Here is a 17,075-nt window from a genome sequence, read left to right as displayed (position 1 = left end):
CGAAATCTAAAAGTAAGTGTTTGCATGATTACTTATGGTCATGAGAAGTTTATTCAGGAAGCGATAGAAGGAGTTCTAATGCAAGAATGTGATTTTGAGGTAGAGCTCATTATTGCTAATGACTGTTCTCCTGATAAAACAGATATCGTTATAAAGGATGTTTTAAAGAGACATCCTAGAAGCGCATGGATTAAATATTTTAATTATACTCAGAATAAAGGCATAATGCCAAATTTTCTTTTTGCTTTGGAGCAATGTTCAGGGACTTATGTTGCAATGTGTGAGGGAGATGACTATTGGATAACGAAAGACAAGCTTCAGAAACAGGTTGATATTTTAGAAAAGAATAAGGAAGTGGGATTGGTATACTCTAATACAAAGCAATTTATTGAGAAAACGGGTCAATTTATAGAATCACCAGCGAGATTTATACAAAGTGAGGAAGAGGTCATTCCTGAAATGTTAAAGAGTAAATTTGTTGAATTTGCTTCTACCGTTTTTAGAAAAACAATTTTAGATGGAGTTATAAAAATACTAAGCAAAGAGCTTGAAGGTAAGGTAATAGGCGATACTAGAATACTCTTAGAAACGGCATATACATCAAGATTGTACCATTTAAACGAGATAACAACGGTATATAGAATTCTTGAAGGTAGTGCAAGCCATCCTAAAGAAATTGATAAATACATCTTTGCATTAATGGATACGTATTTTTGCAGGAAGAGCTTTGTTGAACGAAATAATCTGAATAGAATTTGGTTAGCAGATTCTATTTGTAATACGAATAGAGGATTAATAAATACTGCCTTTGTATCTAAAAAGTATTCAGATACTTTAAAACTGCTAAGAAATCTATTAATTTTAGAAGCCTTTAAATTTTGTAGTTGGAGTATTTTCAGGAAAAAAATGAAAGCTGATATTTGGCTAAAACTTCTCTTGTCACTTGTTGGTTTAGGTGTTTTAAGGCAAAAATTGAGATGAAAAAGAATCCTATCGTTAGTGTTTGTATGATTACTTATGGTCATGAAAATTATATTCGGGAAGCTATTGAAGGAGTTTTGATGCAAGAATGTGATTTTGAAGTAGAGCTAATTATTGCCAATGATTATTCTCCGGATAAGACAGATATAATTATTCAGGAAATTTTAGAAAGGCATCCTAAAAAATCATGGATTAAATACTTTAGGCATGAAAGTAATTTAAGAATGATGCCTAATTTTATTTTTGCTTTAGGTGAATGTTCAGGTACTTATATTGCTATATGCGATGGTGACGATTATTGGACAGATCCTTTAAAACTTCAAAAACAAGTTGATTTTTTAGAAACTAATCCAGATTATGTTCTTTGTTTTCATAAAATAAATATTTTAAAATTGGATGGTGAAATTGTAGATGATTTTATTACAAAAGTACCAGAGAATTATGAAACCATTGAAACGTTAGCCAGACTAGGTAATTATATTCATACACCTTCTGTAGTTTTTAGAAATATAATAAAAGAGTTTCCAGTTGAATTTTTATTGAGTCCAATCGGTGATTATTTTTTGTACATGTTGCTCGCAGAAAAAGGTAAATTGAAATATTTACAAGAGAATATGGCAGTTTATAGATATAATGTTGGTGTGCACTCTACAAATTCTAAATTAATAAGTATAAAAAAGAGCCTTAATTTTTTTGCCTGCCTGCTTTCTTATCTTGATGATGAAAAAATAAAAAAAAATATTTTTGACAGACAAATGTTGGCTGTCGATAATTTAGAAAAAGTTGTTAGAGAAGAATATGAAAATTATTTTCTGCCTAAAATAATCAGAAAATTAAAGTATATCAGAAAGAAAGTTCGAAGGATACTGCAATAATTGTTTCTTAAATTTTTATTTTTAAATGAACTACACCGTCAGTATTTTTATACTTACCTATAATCAAGAACAATATATTGCTCAAACTATTGAAAGTATTTTGAATCAAGAAACAACTTTCTCGATTCAACTAGTAATAGGAGAGGATCGCAGTTCTGATAGGACAAGAGCGATTTGTGAAGAATTTGTTCGTGGCTATGGAGATAAGATAAAGTTGCTCCCAAGTCCTCAAAAGAATATGGGGCTTATCTCCAATTATATGCGGACGATAAAAGAATGTGATGGGAAATATATCGCAATATGTGATGGTGATGATTATTGGACAGATTCTTTAAAACTTCAAAAACAAGTTGATTTTTTAGAACAAAATCAAGAATACAATATCGTTCACACTAATTTGAAGTTGTTGCTTCCCAACGGCAGCTTTGAAGAAGTTTTGCATCACAAAAAAAACTACAGATTGTCAACCTTTGCAGATTTAATAGAAAACAATACGATTTATTCTGTAACTGCAATGTTTAGGAATATTCAAAAGTATGATGAACTACCTTCCTGGATTTTAAAGTATCCGTATGGAGATCTACCAACTTATCTGTGGACTTTAAAAAATGAAGGCGAAATTTATTGTTTAAAAGATATAACAGCAGTTTATAGACTTAATATCGGAGTCGCTTCAAAATTAGTTAATCAAAAAGAAATAGTAAGGTCAATATTGAAGGATGCTTATGAGGATATAAACTTCAAAAACAAAAGGAAAATCTTTCAAAAGCACTTTTACAATCAAAAGTGCTTTGAAATCGTTAAGTTAAATAGACAGAAAAAATATTTTAAAGCCTTTTTTAAATTAATACAAGTATGGATTATCATGCCAACTAAATTAAAATCGTTAAGAGTATATGTAAGTTCGCTTAAAAAGGAATTGTTTTGATGATAAAAGAATTTAAAAGGATACTGAAACCAATTTTTAATAGTATACTTGGGAGCTTTTACCTTGTTCAATTTGAATTTGTCAAAGGGTATAAAATTAAATCTGCAGAGAATGTTTTCTTTTTTCCTTATTATCATTTAGGCGGAGCGGAACGGGTTCATGTTGCAATTTTAAAAGCATTGAAAGATCAAAAATGTACTATTGTTTTCACACATGGTTCTGCGACAAAAAGTTTTTATGAAGAATTTAAATCTTGCGGAAATGTTGTTGAATTGAATCCAATTTTGAATAAAAAAAACAGATGGGTTAACCATAAATTGCAAAATAAAATTATTCAAATAATTAATTCGAGCAAGTCAGTTAAAACAATTTTTGGCTGTAATACAGATTATTATTATAACATATTGCCCAAAATTAAAGGAACAATTATAAAAAATGACCTGTTTCATAATTTTGTAGAAAACGATCACCGCGAAGATGCGATTGTAAACTCAGCACCGTTAATTGCAAATCGAATAGCTATCAATGAGGCAGCCAGGCAAGATATTCTAAAGTTTTATTTAAAATACAAAGTTGATTCTTCTTATCATGATAAACTGCAAATTATAGAAAATGGAATTGAATTCGATGAAGCTGTTTTTGACGGAAAGGAAGAAGATAATTTAAAAATCGCTTTTATTGGAAGATGGTGCGAACAGAAACAGCCACTAGTTTTTCTAGGAATTGCAAAAAAAGTAAAGAGTAAACATCCTTCCATTTCTTTTGTAATGGCGGGGTCAGGGATGAAAAGCAATTTGGATATAATTGCGGCATCCGGTGTTGATTTTTTGGGTGAAATCACAGACAAAACGATTTTGGATAAATTGTATAAAGAATTACACTTGGTTCTTTTGCCTTCTTTATATGAGGGATTCCCAATGACTATTATGGAATCAATGGCTTATGGTGTTATTCCAATTTCAACAAACGTTGGGGGTATTAGTGAACATATTTCTAATCATGAAAATGGAATTTTAATTGAAAGTATTGAAGAAGAACAAATTATTAATGACTTTGTATTTGAAATTGAGAAAATGATTTTACATAAAAAACAAAGAGAGACTATTTCAAAAAATGCATTTGAATACTCAAGAGCAAACTTTGGGATTGAGAAATTTAATGACAGCTACAGAAAGTTATTTTAACTCTTAGTTTTGTATAAAACACTTATAAATTTAATAATAGATTATGATAACCTTAGTCCTAACGAATCGTAATCGTGATTTACGTATCGTAAAAAAATGTTTTGATTCGCTACAGCAACAGAATACAGGTAGATTTACTTGTTTTCTGGTTGATTACGGCAGTGACTTAGATTATTTGCCGGGGTTAAAGGTATTGTTATTACAGTTTCCAAAAATAACATTTATTTCATGCCCCGTTTCCGGACAGCTATGGAATAAATCCCGCGCAATAAATATTGCTTTGCAGCAAGTCACCTCAGAATATTTTTTGGTAGGAGATATAGACTTGATTTTTAGCCCAAAATTTATTCAAAAATGTTATGATTTAATGACAGTTGATGAGGTGCATTATTTTCAGTATGGATTTTTATCTCACAAGGAATCTTTGTTAGATAAAGAATTCAAAGATTATAAAGTTGATTTTGTAGGAAATGATGAGGTCACCGGGACAACTATTTTTCCAACTCAGGCATTAAAAAGGTTAAACGGTTACGATGAATTTTATCATGGATGGGGAGCTGAAGATACTGATATTCATATTCGAATGAAAAATGCAGGATTAAAGGTTACTTTTTATGATCAGGAAATTTTAATAAAACACCAATGGCATCCAAAGACTTATCGAAGTAAGCAAAGTCAGCATCCATTTCAGAGCCAGCTAGAGCGTATAAATCAAATTTATATGCATCAGACCCTTCAAAGTAAAAGAATAGTAATAAATGACAAACTGGGTTTTGGCAAAGAAACAGTATTTTCAGAGTATGAAAAACTTGATCAAAAAGTAGATTCCGATCTTCGTTTAAATAATTCCCAAATAATTTTAGAAGCACTTTTGGCTCAAATGGCTAATTTTTCAGGTGAGACAGTTCAGATTATTATTGAAAAAGTTTCATTTTTGGTTCTATTAAAAAGTAGAATTAAGCAGTTATTGGGGAGAAAATATTTATCCTATATACCAATGGAAAATATAAATAATACTATTTTGCTTCAAATTATTAAAACTTACAGAAGCAATCCATATCGATATACTTTTGATCGTCAAAAAAATATCATTACTCTAATTGTCCGATTTTAATTATGAAAATTGTAATGGTTTCAATACCATCGCTTCATTTTTTTCGATGGGCAGATCAGTTGAAAGATTCAGGACATGAGGTGTTTTGGTTTGATATTTCGGGGATGGCCGTCAAATCTGATAAATTGAGTTGGCTGCATCAGAAAGTAAATTGGAAATTGAAATACAATTTTCCCGGAAGAATATTTGCAAAAAGTCATTTTCCTAAGACCTATAAATTTTTGCAGCGTTACAATGAACATGAGACAGTTGCTGTTTTTGAAAAATATCTAAGTGAAATTCAACCAGATGCGGTGCATAGTTTTGCTTTGCAGTTGTCAGGTTTGTCTATATTACCTGTAATGAACAAATACTGCAAAGTAAAATGGATTTTTTCATCGTGGGGAAGCGACGTTTTTTATTCTAAAGAAATCGGAATTGAAGATAACAAAGCTGAAGAATGTTTTAAAAGAATTGATTACTTAATTACAGATTGTAATCGTGATTACAAAATTACCTTAGAGAAAGGTTTCATGAAAACTTTTTTAGGAGTTTTTCCTGGAAATGGAGGAGTCGATTTTGATACAATACCATCAGAGTTAAATGATAGCCAAAGAAAGATTATTTTAATCAAAGGTTATAATGACGAAATTGGCAGAGGGATAAATATAGTTAAGGCATTCGATGAAGAATTAATTTCATTGGTAGAAAATTATGAAGTTGTTATTTTCGGAGCAGATGAAACGATACAAAAGTATATTGCCCAAAATAATAGGTTTAGCAAACTAAAATACACATTGCATTTAAAGAATAATTTTATTTCTAATGCCGATTTAATAAGTTTGATGGGTACAAGTTATATTTATATCGGTAACAGTCTTTCAGATGGTATCCCTAATGCATTAATTGAAGCAATGGGAATGGGAGCTTTCCCTATTCAATCTAATCCGGGTAGGGTTACAGAAGAAATTATAGAGAATGGTGTAAACGGATTTTTGATAAATGATGCAGAAGATATAGCCGAAATAAAACGCTTAATTATTAAAGCTATAAATAATAAAAAAATAATTGCCAGTGCTTTATTGTATAACATAGAAAATGTTAGAAATAAATACGATAGAGTAAAAGTAAGAGAACAGATTTTAAAATTATATGGAGAAATTGCTTGTGAGATTAATAAACAAAATTAAAAATTTCAATAAATCTAAAAAGCAAGTCAGTAATGCTGAAGATAGATTAGAGAAAATAGCTGCATTGCGATCAGAAAAAAAATCCGATATTGAAAGATGGAGTCAGAACAAAGAACTTTATGAAGACTGGAATGAAAGAACAAAAATATTAGGTGATTATATTCAGCCTAATGCTACTATTCTTGAATTTGGAGCAGGAAATATGATTTTGAAAACTTATTTAAAAAATTATTCAAAATATACTCCATCAGATATTCTAAAGAGATTTGAAGAAACGGTGGTATGTGATTTAAATGAGCCAATTTCTCTAGATTTATTGGAGTATAATACGATCGTTTTTAGTGGAGTTTTGGAATATGTTTATGATATTGAAAATGTATTTAAACAAATTAAATCGAATACAAAACAAATTGTCTTGTCATATTGCTGTTCAGATATAGTAAAACTAACAAGAGAAAAGAATGGGTGGTTAAGTGATTACACCAGGCCAGAGTTAGAACAAATATTCAAAAAGTACGATTTTGAAGTCGAAAGTTATACAGAGTGGAGACAACAATCTATTTATAATTTAAAACGAATAATCTAAATAGTTATGAAAAAGACAGCTATTATTCCGCTTAGAAAGGGATCAAAAGGAATACCTGGGAAAAATAAAAAAAAAATGTTAGGTCGTCCACTTTTTTCGTGGGTATTGACCGAAGCTATTTTTTCTGATTTAGATGAAATTTATGTTTTTACGGACGATAGCGAAATCATAGCGTTTATTAAAAAAGAATATTATTGGTCACCAAAAGTGAAAGTAGAGCTTCGAGGTGAGCAAAATGCAAATGATACTGCTTTGACAGAAAGTGTTATGATAGAATTTGCAAATGAAGTAACAAATGATTTTGATATTTTTTGTTTGCTGCAAGCAACATCTCCCATGACAACTTCAGAAGATATTAATGCCGTTTTAAATGAGATTATTACCCATAAAAAAACAGCTGCATTGACAGTGGTTAATACACATCGTTTTACATGGAATTCAGATGGGACGCCACAAAATTATGACGTTTTTAATCGCCCGAGACGACAGGATTTTGAGGGTTTACTTATTGAAAACGGAGCTGTTTATGCCACTACGAAAGAGGCTTTTCTGGAAACCAAAAATCGTGTAAGCGGAACTATCGGATTAGTAAAAATGGAGGAAACCAGTTTGGTTGAAATCGATTCGATGACCGATTGGAAAATTGTGGAAGAACTTTTAGCAAACCGACTTAAAAAAAGCAAATCACATCAGCGTATCGATTATTTAGTTCTGGATGTTGACGGTGTTTTTACAAATGGACAAGTATTTTATGACGCTGAAGGAGAATTGGCAAAAGCATTTGACATGCGTGACGGAATGGGACTTGAGATATTACGCCAGCATGAGGTGGAAGTAATAGTTATGACGTCTGAAAATTCTGAATTAGTAGCCCAGCGAATGAAGAAACTTCAGATATCAAATACATTTTTAGGAGTTAGAGATAAATACTCGTTTTTGAGACAATTTATTAAAGATAGAAATAGTAGTTTTGCCGCCGTTGCATATATCGGAGATGATGTGAACGACCTGACTAATATTTGCAGTGTAGGATGGTCATTTACTCCGGCTGATGCAACAGAAACAGTAAAACAAAAAGCAGATTATCTGCTCACTAAGTCTGCAGCTGCAGGTGCTATTAGAGAAGCATGCGAGAAAATAATTGCCTACAATGAAAGATATGAATAGTTACAAAAAGCCTTATGTTATTGCTGAAATTGGATGCAATCATAAAGGAGAAATTGAAATAGCAAAAGAGCTAATCAAAATTGCTAAAATATTTTGCAATGCGGATGCGGTAAAATTTCAAAAGAGAAATAATAAAGAATTATTGACCGAAGTGCAATATAATGCCCCTCATCCAAATGCTTCTAATTCCTATGGTGATACTTATGGTGCGCATCGTGAATTTTTAGAGTTTGATTTAGCACAGCATGCAATTCTAAAACAATATTGCGAAGAAATTGGAATTGTGTATTCAACTTCTGTTTGGGATACAACTTCTGCAAAAGAAATTGCTTCTTTAAAACCGGAGTTTATTAAAATTCCATCAGCGTGTAATAATAATTACGAAATGTTATCCTGGCTTTGTGAAAATTATACTGGAGAATTACATATTTCTACCGGAATGACCACAAAAGAAGAAACAGATGATTTAGTAAATTTCTTTATTCAAAAAAATAGAAATCAGGATTTAGTATTATACAATTGTACGTCAGGATATCCGGTACCTTTTGATGATGTATGTTTATTAGATATTAATATTCTAATTCAAAAATATGGAGACAAAGTAAAACACATTGGGTTTTCAGGTCACCATTTAGGAATTGCAGTAGATATTGCAGCTTTTACTTTGGGAGCAAATATCATCGAACGTCACTATACCATCGACAGAACATGGAAAGGAACCGATCATGCAGCTTCACTTGAACCAATGGGTTTACGCAAACTGTCAAGAGATTTAAATGCAGTTCATCAAGCGTTGACATTCAAAAAAACAGATATTCTGGCGATCGAGCAAGTGCAGCGGGATAAGCTTAAAAACCAAAAAGTTTAATCTCTTAGTCTATGAAAAGTATTCGGCTTTTTTGGTGGAATGAAAGAATTATTCAAGGGAAGACGAAAGAAAATTATGGTGATTTATTAGGGAAATATTTAGTTGAAAAGATTTCAGGAAAAAAAGTAATTTTTGCCTGGCCCAAAAAAAACAGAATTACGGATTTATTTAATCCGATATATGTTACAATTGGAAGTATTTTAACCAATGTCAATCATAAATGTATTGTTTGGGGAAGTGGAATAATCAGCAAAGAATATCCAATTAAAAAAGCCCAATTTTTGGCAGTTAGAGGTCCGCATACACGTAACTTTTTGTTAGAACAAAATCATGAAGTTCCCGAAGTTTTTGGAGATCCGGCTTTATTACTGCCTCGTTATTTTAATCCCCCAACAGAAAAAAAATACCGTTACGGAATTATTCCACATTATGACGACGCCGTTTTTATTGAAGCGATGAATCTGGAAACAGATGACATTTGCGTTCTTAGTATGATGACAAATGATATTGAAGGTAAAACCATCGAGTTTTTGCAATGTGAAAAAATTATTTCATCGTCTTTGCATGGTATCATTGTAGCACACGCTTATGGAATCCCGGCGGTTTGGCAGCGATTTTCAGATAAAGTTTTTGGAGATGACATCAAATATCAGGATTATTTTGAATCGGTAGAATTAGAAAATTACAAGCCTGAAATTAGATTAGATCCTTATAGTGCAAAAGAATTAGAAGCATTATTTGAAAAGTTTCCAAGTCTACCAAAAGAAATTGTTTTAGAGAAGCTTAGAGACGGGCTAATGGAAGTTTGTCCTTTTGCTTAATAGTTTTGTTTATAAAAAAGAATTTAGAGTTTTTGAATAAGTAATTATTTGAAAAAGAAAATACACATGAAAAATAATATTTTTATCTTTTTGCCTGATGGTGTCGGATTGAGGAATTTTGCTTTTACAAAGTTTAAATCGATAGGCGAAGAGAATAATTTTAAAATTACGTACTGGAATAATACCCCTTTTTCACTTAACGGAGAGTTAAATTATGATGAGGTAAAAATTAAAGATCAAAAGATCCATCCTTTGACAACTGTTTTTGCCCGTGCCAGAAAACGAATTGAACTAAATATTTTTGATAAGGAATATAAAGAAACAGTTTATAATACTTACAATTTTCCTCAAAGTTACAGTTCGGTTACAAATGCAGCAAAAAGTATTTTAGTAGATCTTTTGGTTTTCTTTGGTTCTAATACCGCTGGGAATAAATTTGTTCGTGAACGTATTAAAAAATTGGAACGAAAATCATCTAAATATCAAAGCTGTAAATTGCAATTAGAAGAAAATAAACCCGATTTTATTTTTTGTACTAATCCGAGACCAACTCAGGCAATTGCACCAATTTTAGCTGCTAAAGACTTAGGAATTCCAACAGGAACTTTTATATTTTCATGGGATAATTTACCCAAAGCAACAACCCTAATCGAAACAGATTTTTATTTCGTCTGGAGCGATCACATGAAGAAAGAACTTCTGATGTATTGCCCTTATATTGCTTCGGAAAAGATATTCGTAACCGGAACACCACAATTTGAGAGTCATTTTGATTCGACTTTGATACAATCGAAAGAGGACTTTTTTGCAGAGCACCAATTAGATTTAGGCAGGAAGTATATTTGTTTTTCGGGTGATGACATTGTTACATCACCTCTGGATCAATATTATTTAGAAGACTTGGCCATCTCAGTCCGTGAATTAAATAAGCAAGGATATTCTTTAGGAATCATTTATCGTAAATGCCCGGTTGATTTTACAGATCGTTATGAAGCAATTTTAAAAGAATATCAGGATGTCATTGTTTCAATTGATCCATTGTGGCGGCCAGTTGGTAAAAACTGGAATGAAATTATGCCTTCAAAAGAAGATTTTGCGCTGCAATTTAATATTTGCGAACATACTGAATTCGTTGGGAATATTGCTTCATCTATGGTTTTTGACTTTGTTGCTCATAATAAATCATGTTTGTTTTTTGATTACGAGCAGCCTCAATTAAAAAAGGGAATTAGAGACATAGGGCAAAACTATAATTATATTCATTTTCGCTCAATGCCTTCAAAAGAAGCTGCATTATGGATAAGAAGTAAAGAAAATTTAACTCAAACGGTTAAAGATATTATAGATGCAAGGTCATCAAGCGTTTTCGAAGGTAAAAAATGGTTTGAAGTAATAGTCGGACCAAATCCTACTATTGCGTCAGATAAGATTTGGAATAGTATAGATAGAATTTTAAAACAATAGAAAAGCGTTGAAAAAATTCATGTTATTTATAGTGAAAATTCTAATAGTGATGTTTTCCTTGGCAGCATTATTAGATGTTGGTTATACCTATTTAAATACACGATTCGTTAATACTTCTAAGTTTAATTTTATAAAGAATCAGAAAGGAAAGTATTTTGATTATGTTTTTTTGGGATCTTCAAGAGTTATCAATGATATAAATACCAAGGTCGTAGATTCTTGTTTGAAGGTTAATAGTGTCAATTTTGGTATAATGGACGCCAGACCTAAAGATATTTTGGCCATACTGAAACTTTTGCGTTTATATGAGATCAAGTATGATTCAATTTTTATTCAAACAGATTATTATTACAATTCCTCTGAGAGATCAAATTTTCTATATATCGATATGATGCCTTTTATTAGGGAAGATATTTCAATAAAAAACTATTATGAAGAGGAAGGTGATTTTTTATTATTGTACTACTGTCCTTTTTATAGATTCTGTAAAAATGATTCAAAGTTGGGAGTAAGAGAATTGTTAGCATCTCTAAGAAGGAAAAATCAATTTGAGGAGAGCAAAGGATTTGCGCCTCTTTATGGTTTTGGAGATAAATGGAAGAGAACTTTGCCTGACACGATTACGGAATACAATAAATACAATAAACTGATAGTAAAATTCCTGAGAGATAATAAGATAAAATCTAATTTTTTTGTTTCGCCTTTTAGGAATGATACTCAAAATTTAGGCTTTACTCAATTATTGTCGGGAAAATACCCTGGACTTTGGGATTTTTCAAAATCTATTCCGGATGATACTAAATTTAAAAATGGGTATCATCTGAACGAACGAGGAGCCAAAGAATTTTCAATAATTATGTCACATAAAATTAAATCCGAAAGATAATATATTAAGTATGTTTTTTAATTCCCTTGCTTTTGCTATTTTTTTACCGATCGTTTTTTTCTTATACTGGTTCGTTTTTAATAAAAACAAGAGCACTCAAAATGCTTTATTAATTGTTGCCAGCTATTATTTTTATTCCTGTTGGGATTGGAGATTTTTATTTTTGTTAGTTTTTTCAACTTTTCTGGATTACTATACCGGAATTCAGATTGAAAAAGGGAAATCTGAAAAAAGCCGTAAGTTTTGGTTCTGGCTAAGTATTTTAGTCAATTTAGGATTTTTAGGAATCTTTAAATACTACAACTTTTTTGCCTCTTCTTTTTCAGAATTATTAAATTCGGCAGGATTAAAAGCAAGTCCATTTTTATTGAATGTAATCCTTCCGGTTGGAATTTCATTTTATACTTTTCACGGATTATCATATGTTATTGACATCTATTATAAACGTATTAAAGCGGAATATAATTTTGTCGATTATTCTTTATTCGTTAGCTATTTTCCACTTTTGGTAGCAGGACCAATAGAAAGAGCGACCCATTTATTGCCACAGGTAAAAGTAAAAAGAGAGTTTGATTTTGAAAAAGCCAAAGAAGGGGTTTGTCAAATTATTTGGGGTCTCGTTAAAAAAGTTGTCATAGCAGATACTTGTGCTACTTATGCGAATGCCATTTTTGATAATTATCCATCAATGAATACATTTTCTTTAATTTTAGGAGCGGTTTATTTTGCTTTTCAGATTTACGGAGACTTTTCAGGTTATTCAGACATTGCTTTGGGAGTATCAAAATTGTTTGGTTTAGATCTACTGCGAAATTTCAATTATCCATACTTTTCAAGAGATATAGCAGAGTTTTGGCGTCGTTGGCATATTTCACTTTCCTCATGGTTTCGTGATTATTTATATATTCCGCTTGGAGGAAGTAAAGGTGGAACCTGGATGAAAATCAGGAATACATTTATCATTTTTGTAGTAAGTGGTTTTTGGCATGGAGCCAATTGGACTTATGTTGTCTGGGGATTTATAAATGCTGTTTATTTCCTTCCGTTACTTTTATCAAATAGCAATAGAAATAATATAGATGCTATTCAGCTGAAATTTAATTTTGATTCTGTAAAAGTTGTAATCAGTATCGTTTGCACTTTTTTCCTTACCTGTATAGCTTGGGTTTTCTTTAGAGCCAAAACGATTACAGATGCTATTTCGTATTTAAAGCGAATTGTGACGAATAGAGATTTTAAATTTCAGTATTTAGATAATGAACGTTATAGTTATGAGTTGCTACTTTTGTTAGGAATATTTGTTTTAATCGAATGGAATAATAGAACTAAGGAAGAACCTCTCTCTGGTAATAGAAATATCCTTAAAATAGCCCTAGCAATAGGGGCAATCATGGCTTTTGGTACTTTTTCAGATTATAAAGAATTTATATATTTTCAATTTTAATGAAGCGTTTTTTAATTTATACAGCCAAAATAGTAATTACGATTTTTTTAATTGCATTGGTTTTGGACGGAATTTATACCTATGTTTTTTTGAAATCTAAAAATAGAGGAAAAATAGAAAATGTTGTGAATTCTAAGGCAAAAAGGTATGATGTTGTAATTTTGGGGTCATCAAGAGCCAATAATCACTTTGTTGCTCCAATGTTTGAAGAAAAAGGGTTGAAAGCCTTTAATTATGGAATGAGCGGATCACATTTATTTGAAAGTGCACTTATGCTAAAGCTTATGATAGAGCGAAAGTATCAAATTAAAAATATTATTCTTGAAGCTGATCTAAATCTATCGAGTATTGATCAGTCAGAAGGAATTGCCTGTGCCTATTTACCCTATATTCATTACTCTGAAATTGTAAAGGAACATTTTCAAACTCAAAAGAATTTTAATGAACTGTATTATATTCCATTTTACAGGTATATAAAATATGGGGAAAAAATAGGATTCAGAGAAATGTTTTTCACGGGAATTCAAAAAAGAACGAATGCTTCAGATAATTTAGGTTATTATCCATTAGAGAAGCATAAAAACGGAAATATGAAAAATAATATTGTCAATCTGAACCCGCTGCCTCACAATAAGTATTATGAAGAAATTAAAAAGATTTGCAAACAAAACAAGATCAATTTAATTACAGTGATGACACCTATGTGTGAAAATGTTGTGGGAATGAATTATTTTGACAAAGTAAAAAAAATGTATCCTGAAATTTATAATTATGAAAATGTCGTTGTAGAGGATAAATATTTTTCTTCATGTGGACATATGACTGATGAGGGAGCGAGAATATTTACAGCCCGAATTATAAAAGATTTTTTTTATAAGTAGATGCATATAGCCCTTTTAACTCCGGAATTTCCCCATGCAAAAGTTGAGCATGCGGCTGGTATTGGAACCAGTATAAAAAACCTCGCTACCTCTTTAGTTAAGAAAGGAGTAAGTGTTTCTGTTTTTGTTTATGGACAAAAAACAGAGGAAATAATTGTAGAAAATCAAATTAGAATTCACTTAATTAAAGAGAGAAAATATTCTTTTTTAGGTTGGTTCTTTCATAGAAAATACATCCAGAAATATTGTAATGCTGTAATAAAAAAAGAAAGTATATCTGTAATTGAAGCACCGGATTGGACAGGAATTACGGCTTTCATGAAATTTAGAATTCCTTTAATAATCCGTTTTCACGGAAGTGACACTTATTTTTGCCATTTGGAAAACAGAAAACAGAAACTTAAAAACTTTTGGTTTGAAAAATGGGCTCTGAATCGTGCAGCAGCTTTTATTGCGCCTACAAGTTTTGCAGGGAATCTCTCGAAGAAACTTTTTGGAATAAATAATAAAGAAATAAAAACAATCCATTACGGGTTAGAATTGCAAAATTTTACCAATAATTCTCCAACCATTTATGATAAGGGGCTACTTTTATATGTTGGAACTTTAATTCGAAAAAAGGGAGTTTTAGAATTGCCTCAAATTTTTAATCGAGTACGTAAAGAGTTTCCCAATTTAAAGTTGGTTTTAATTGGAGGTGATTCCTATGATATAAAAACAAATTCGGACTCAACGTGGCAATTGATGCAAAATGAATTTAAAGATGATGATCTGAGTAATGTAGATTATCTTGGTAAAATTCCATACAATGAGATTGAGCATTATATCAAGAAAGCAAATGTTTGTGTATTCCCTACTTTTGCTGAAACTTTAGGAATGGTTACCATTGAATCTATGGCGATGCAAAAAGCAGTTGTTAATAGTAATATCGGTTGGGCTCAGGAACTCATCATCGATGGAGAAAGTGGTTATTTAGTACATCCGGACGAGCATGATTTGTTTGCAAATAGAATTACAACATTACTTAAAGATGAATCACTTTGTTTAAAAATAGGAGAAAACGCCAGAGAAAGAGTAGAAGCTAAATTTGATATTAATAAAATTGTACAAGAAAATATTGAGTTTTACAGAAGGATAATCAGTGAAAATTTAAAATCACAATGATAATTGTTTATCATAAAGAAAATAAAGTCGTTGAGGTAGAGTTTGAAAAGAAAACTGTCTGTGTTTCTCAGATCAATATTGCAAAAACACTATTCGAAATGGCTGCCTTGCATCCTCAAAGTTTAATAGTTTGGTGTCATATTGATTTTAGATCAAGTTTAAATGTTTCAAAATTTCAGGATATTTTTCATCATTCTAAAATAATGGCATCTTACAGCCCATCTTTTAAAACATTCTTACCGGATTCTATTGGCTACGTGGAGGAATCACCATTTATAAAAATTAATAGAAAGGTTAATTATCCAACCTGGCAGACCAGCAGTTGGGTTGGAGGACTTAATGCAGCCGTTTTAGTAGCGCTGAATGGAAAAATAAAAGCAACTTTTAACTTTGATTATTTCTTGCATTCTTTAGCAAAATTGGCAATGGAGACTGGGTTGTTTTGTTACTCAGATCCAACATTATTAATTGATAATCCAACAGAATTAAAAGAGAAGAGAAACAATAGCTATATTTTATTTCGATTTGTTAAGCAGCATTACAGAACCCGTTGGGTATTTTTACTGTTCATGAATTTGTTATTGTATAAAAGAAAATTTGCTGTTTTTCCATTAATCCACTGTTTCATTTATCGCAGAAGAAAACTTGCTAATGACTCATTGGAGCCAGTTCAGGTTCAGTCAATAAAAAACATATTGAGTACCAAAACTATAGATGTAATAATCCCAACTATAGGAAGAAAGCAATATCTATATGATGTTTTAAAAGACTTATCAGTACAGAGTCATCTGCCTAAAAATGTGATCATAGTAGAGCAAAATACGAATATAGAAAGTAGTTCCGAGCTTGATTATCTTAAAGAAGAAAATTGGCCTTTTGAAATAAAGCACATTTTTACGCATCAGCCTGGTGCTTGTAATGCGAGAAATGTAGCTTTAAAAGAGGTGAGTAGCGATTGGGTTTTTATGGCCGATGACGATATTAGAATTAAAGAATCATTTTTGAAAGAAGCTTTCGTTCAAATAAATAAATTTGGACTTGACGAGATTACGTTTGCCTGTAATGAAGCCGTTTATGATAGTAGTAAAGAAAATTACAGTAATATACAATGGGAAACATTTGGGTCTGGCTGTAGTATTGTAAAGCGGCAATCAATAGAAAATATTAGATACCGAAAAGGCTTCGAATTTGGTTATGGTGAGGATGCTGATTTTGGTATGCAATTGCGAAATAAAGGTGTAGATATTATTTACTTCACGCAGCCGGAAATTTTACACTTAAAAGCTCCGATTGGAGGCTTTAGAACAAAACCAGTATTAGAATGGCAAAATGATAGTGTTCAGCCGAAGCCTTCTCCTACAGTAATGTTGTATAAACAATTACATTTAACAGAGGAACAAATAAATGGATATAAAATGATTCTGTTTTTTAAATTTTACAAAGTTCAAAATACTAAGAATCCGGTACGTTATTATAAGAATTTCCAAAAACAATGGAAACAAAGTTTGTATTGGGCGAATCAATTAATTACTAAATAAATAGC

The 17,075-nt window shown here is 31.2% G+C and carries 16 protein-coding genes; all 16 read left to right on the top strand.

All coding sequences use genetic code 11. The features are described 5' to 3' along the window. Nucleotides 1-24: 24 nt before the first annotated feature. The 16 genes from AC3IS6_RS01490 to AC3IS6_RS01415 all read left to right on the top strand — a co-directional run bounded on the left by AC3IS6_RS01490 (nt 25) and on the right by AC3IS6_RS01415 (nt 17,070). Nucleotides 25-981: a glycosyltransferase family 2 protein gene (locus AC3IS6_RS01490; protein WP_489163049.1), complete on the top strand. Its 957-nt coding sequence runs from the start codon at nt 25-27 to the stop codon at nt 979-981. Continuing rightward, a complete protein-coding gene (locus AC3IS6_RS01485; RefSeq protein ID WP_489163047.1) occupies nt 978-1,856 on the top strand; it encodes a glycosyltransferase family 2 protein in 879 nt (292 codons plus the stop codon). Before AC3IS6_RS01490 ends, AC3IS6_RS01485 begins: the two co-directional genes overlap by 4 nt. Before the next feature lie 25 nt (nt 1,857-1,881). Then, on the top strand, nt 1,882-2,784 hold the full coding sequence (locus AC3IS6_RS01480; protein ID WP_489163045.1) for a glycosyltransferase: 903 nt from the start codon (nt 1,882-1,884) through the stop codon (nt 2,782-2,784). Beyond that, nucleotides 2,784-3,968 (top strand): glycosyltransferase family 4 protein, encoded by a 1,185-nt coding sequence (locus AC3IS6_RS01475; RefSeq protein ID WP_489163043.1) that lies wholly within the window; start codon nt 2,784-2,786, stop codon nt 3,966-3,968. Before AC3IS6_RS01480 ends, AC3IS6_RS01475 begins: the two co-directional genes overlap by 1 nt. 43 nt (nt 3,969-4,011) lie before the next feature. After that, nucleotides 4,012-5,082 carry a glycosyltransferase family 2 protein gene (locus AC3IS6_RS01470; RefSeq protein WP_489163041.1) on the top strand — a complete coding sequence of 357 codons (1,071 nt, stop codon included), beginning with the start codon at nt 4,012-4,014 and terminating at the stop codon, nt 5,080-5,082. Between the two features lie 59 nt (nt 5,083-5,141). Then, complete coding sequence (locus AC3IS6_RS01465; protein ID WP_489163039.1) at nt 5,142-6,251, top strand: glycosyltransferase; 1,110 nt, start codon at nt 5,142-5,144, stop codon at nt 6,249-6,251. Next, a complete protein-coding gene (locus tag AC3IS6_RS01460; protein WP_489163037.1) occupies nt 6,214-6,837 on the top strand; it encodes a methyltransferase domain-containing protein in 624 nt (207 codons plus the stop codon). Before AC3IS6_RS01465 ends, AC3IS6_RS01460 begins: the two co-directional genes overlap by 38 nt. Nucleotides 6,838-6,843: 6 nt before the next feature. Then, nucleotides 6,844-8,004 (top strand): cytidylyltransferase domain-containing protein, encoded by a 1,161-nt coding sequence (locus AC3IS6_RS01455; RefSeq protein ID WP_489163036.1) that lies wholly within the window; start codon nt 6,844-6,846, stop codon nt 8,002-8,004. Continuing rightward, complete coding sequence (locus AC3IS6_RS01450) at nt 7,997-8,872, top strand: N-acetylneuraminate synthase family protein (protein WP_489163034.1); 876 nt, start codon at nt 7,997-7,999, stop codon at nt 8,870-8,872. Before AC3IS6_RS01455 ends, AC3IS6_RS01450 begins: the two co-directional genes overlap by 8 nt. A gap of 11 nt (nt 8,873-8,883) precedes the next feature. After that, on the top strand, nt 8,884-9,693 hold the full coding sequence (locus tag AC3IS6_RS01445) for a polysaccharide pyruvyl transferase family protein (protein ID WP_489163032.1): 810 nt from the start codon (nt 8,884-8,886) through the stop codon (nt 9,691-9,693). A 66-nt stretch (nt 9,694-9,759) separates the two neighbouring features. Next, nucleotides 9,760-11,157, top strand: coding sequence for a UDP-glycosyltransferase (locus AC3IS6_RS01440; RefSeq protein WP_489163031.1), 1,398 nt, complete (start codon nt 9,760-9,762; stop codon nt 11,155-11,157). A 58-nt stretch (nt 11,158-11,215) separates the two neighbouring features. After that, a complete protein-coding gene (locus AC3IS6_RS01435) occupies nt 11,216-12,043 on the top strand; it encodes a hypothetical protein (protein WP_489163029.1) in 828 nt (275 codons plus the stop codon). 10 nt (nt 12,044-12,053) lie between these two features. After that, entirely contained in the window at nt 12,054-13,487 is a 1,434-nt protein-coding gene (locus AC3IS6_RS01430) for an MBOAT family O-acyltransferase (protein WP_489163027.1), read from the top strand. Then, complete coding sequence (locus AC3IS6_RS01425) at nt 13,487-14,368, top strand: hypothetical protein (RefSeq protein ID WP_489163025.1); 882 nt, start codon at nt 13,487-13,489, stop codon at nt 14,366-14,368. The genes AC3IS6_RS01430 and AC3IS6_RS01425 overlap by 1 nt, the downstream gene beginning before the upstream one ends. Continuing rightward, the gene (locus AC3IS6_RS01420) at nt 14,369-15,532 is read left to right on the top strand and encodes a glycosyltransferase family 4 protein (protein WP_489163024.1); all 1,164 of its coding nucleotides are present in this window, start codon (nt 14,369-14,371) and stop codon (nt 15,530-15,532) included. After that, nucleotides 15,529-17,070, top strand: coding sequence for a glycosyltransferase family 2 protein (locus AC3IS6_RS01415; protein WP_489163023.1), 1,542 nt, complete (start codon nt 15,529-15,531; stop codon nt 17,068-17,070). Before AC3IS6_RS01420 ends, AC3IS6_RS01415 begins: the two co-directional genes overlap by 4 nt. Nucleotides 17,071-17,075 lie beyond the last annotated feature (5 nt).

The organism is Flavobacterium sp. KH_035 (genome assembly GCF_057839565.1).
This window is presented reverse-complemented; position numbering and strand designations above follow the sequence as displayed.

Coding starts and splice junctions, on each gene's coding strand:
- AC3IS6_RS01455 (WP_489163036.1), top strand. CDS start 6,844: ATGAAAAAGACAGCTATTATTCCGCTTAGAAAGGGATCAAAAGGAATA.
- AC3IS6_RS01430 (WP_489163027.1), top strand. CDS start 12,054: ATGTTTTTTAATTCCCTTGCTTTTGCTATTTTTTTACCGATCGTTTTT.
- AC3IS6_RS01470 (WP_489163041.1), top strand. CDS start 4,012: ATGATAACCTTAGTCCTAACGAATCGTAATCGTGATTTACGTATCGTA.
- AC3IS6_RS01485 (WP_489163047.1), top strand. CDS start 978: ATGAAAAAGAATCCTATCGTTAGTGTTTGTATGATTACTTATGGTCAT.
- AC3IS6_RS01420 (WP_489163024.1), top strand. CDS start 14,369: ATGCATATAGCCCTTTTAACTCCGGAATTTCCCCATGCAAAAGTTGAG.
- AC3IS6_RS01425 (WP_489163025.1), top strand. CDS start 13,487: ATGAAGCGTTTTTTAATTTATACAGCCAAAATAGTAATTACGATTTTT.
- AC3IS6_RS01460 (WP_489163037.1), top strand. CDS start 6,214: ATGGAGAAATTGCTTGTGAGATTAATAAACAAAATTAAAAATTTCAAT.
- AC3IS6_RS01440 (WP_489163031.1), top strand. CDS start 9,760: ATGAAAAATAATATTTTTATCTTTTTGCCTGATGGTGTCGGATTGAGG.
- AC3IS6_RS01490 (WP_489163049.1), top strand. CDS start 25: ATGATTACTTATGGTCATGAGAAGTTTATTCAGGAAGCGATAGAAGGA.
- AC3IS6_RS01475 (WP_489163043.1), top strand. CDS start 2,784: ATGATAAAAGAATTTAAAAGGATACTGAAACCAATTTTTAATAGTATA.
- AC3IS6_RS01480 (WP_489163045.1), top strand. CDS start 1,882: ATGAACTACACCGTCAGTATTTTTATACTTACCTATAATCAAGAACAA.
- AC3IS6_RS01450 (WP_489163034.1), top strand. CDS start 7,997: ATGAATAGTTACAAAAAGCCTTATGTTATTGCTGAAATTGGATGCAAT.
- AC3IS6_RS01445 (WP_489163032.1), top strand. CDS start 8,884: ATGAAAAGTATTCGGCTTTTTTGGTGGAATGAAAGAATTATTCAAGGG.
- AC3IS6_RS01415 (WP_489163023.1), top strand. CDS start 15,529: ATGATAATTGTTTATCATAAAGAAAATAAAGTCGTTGAGGTAGAGTTT.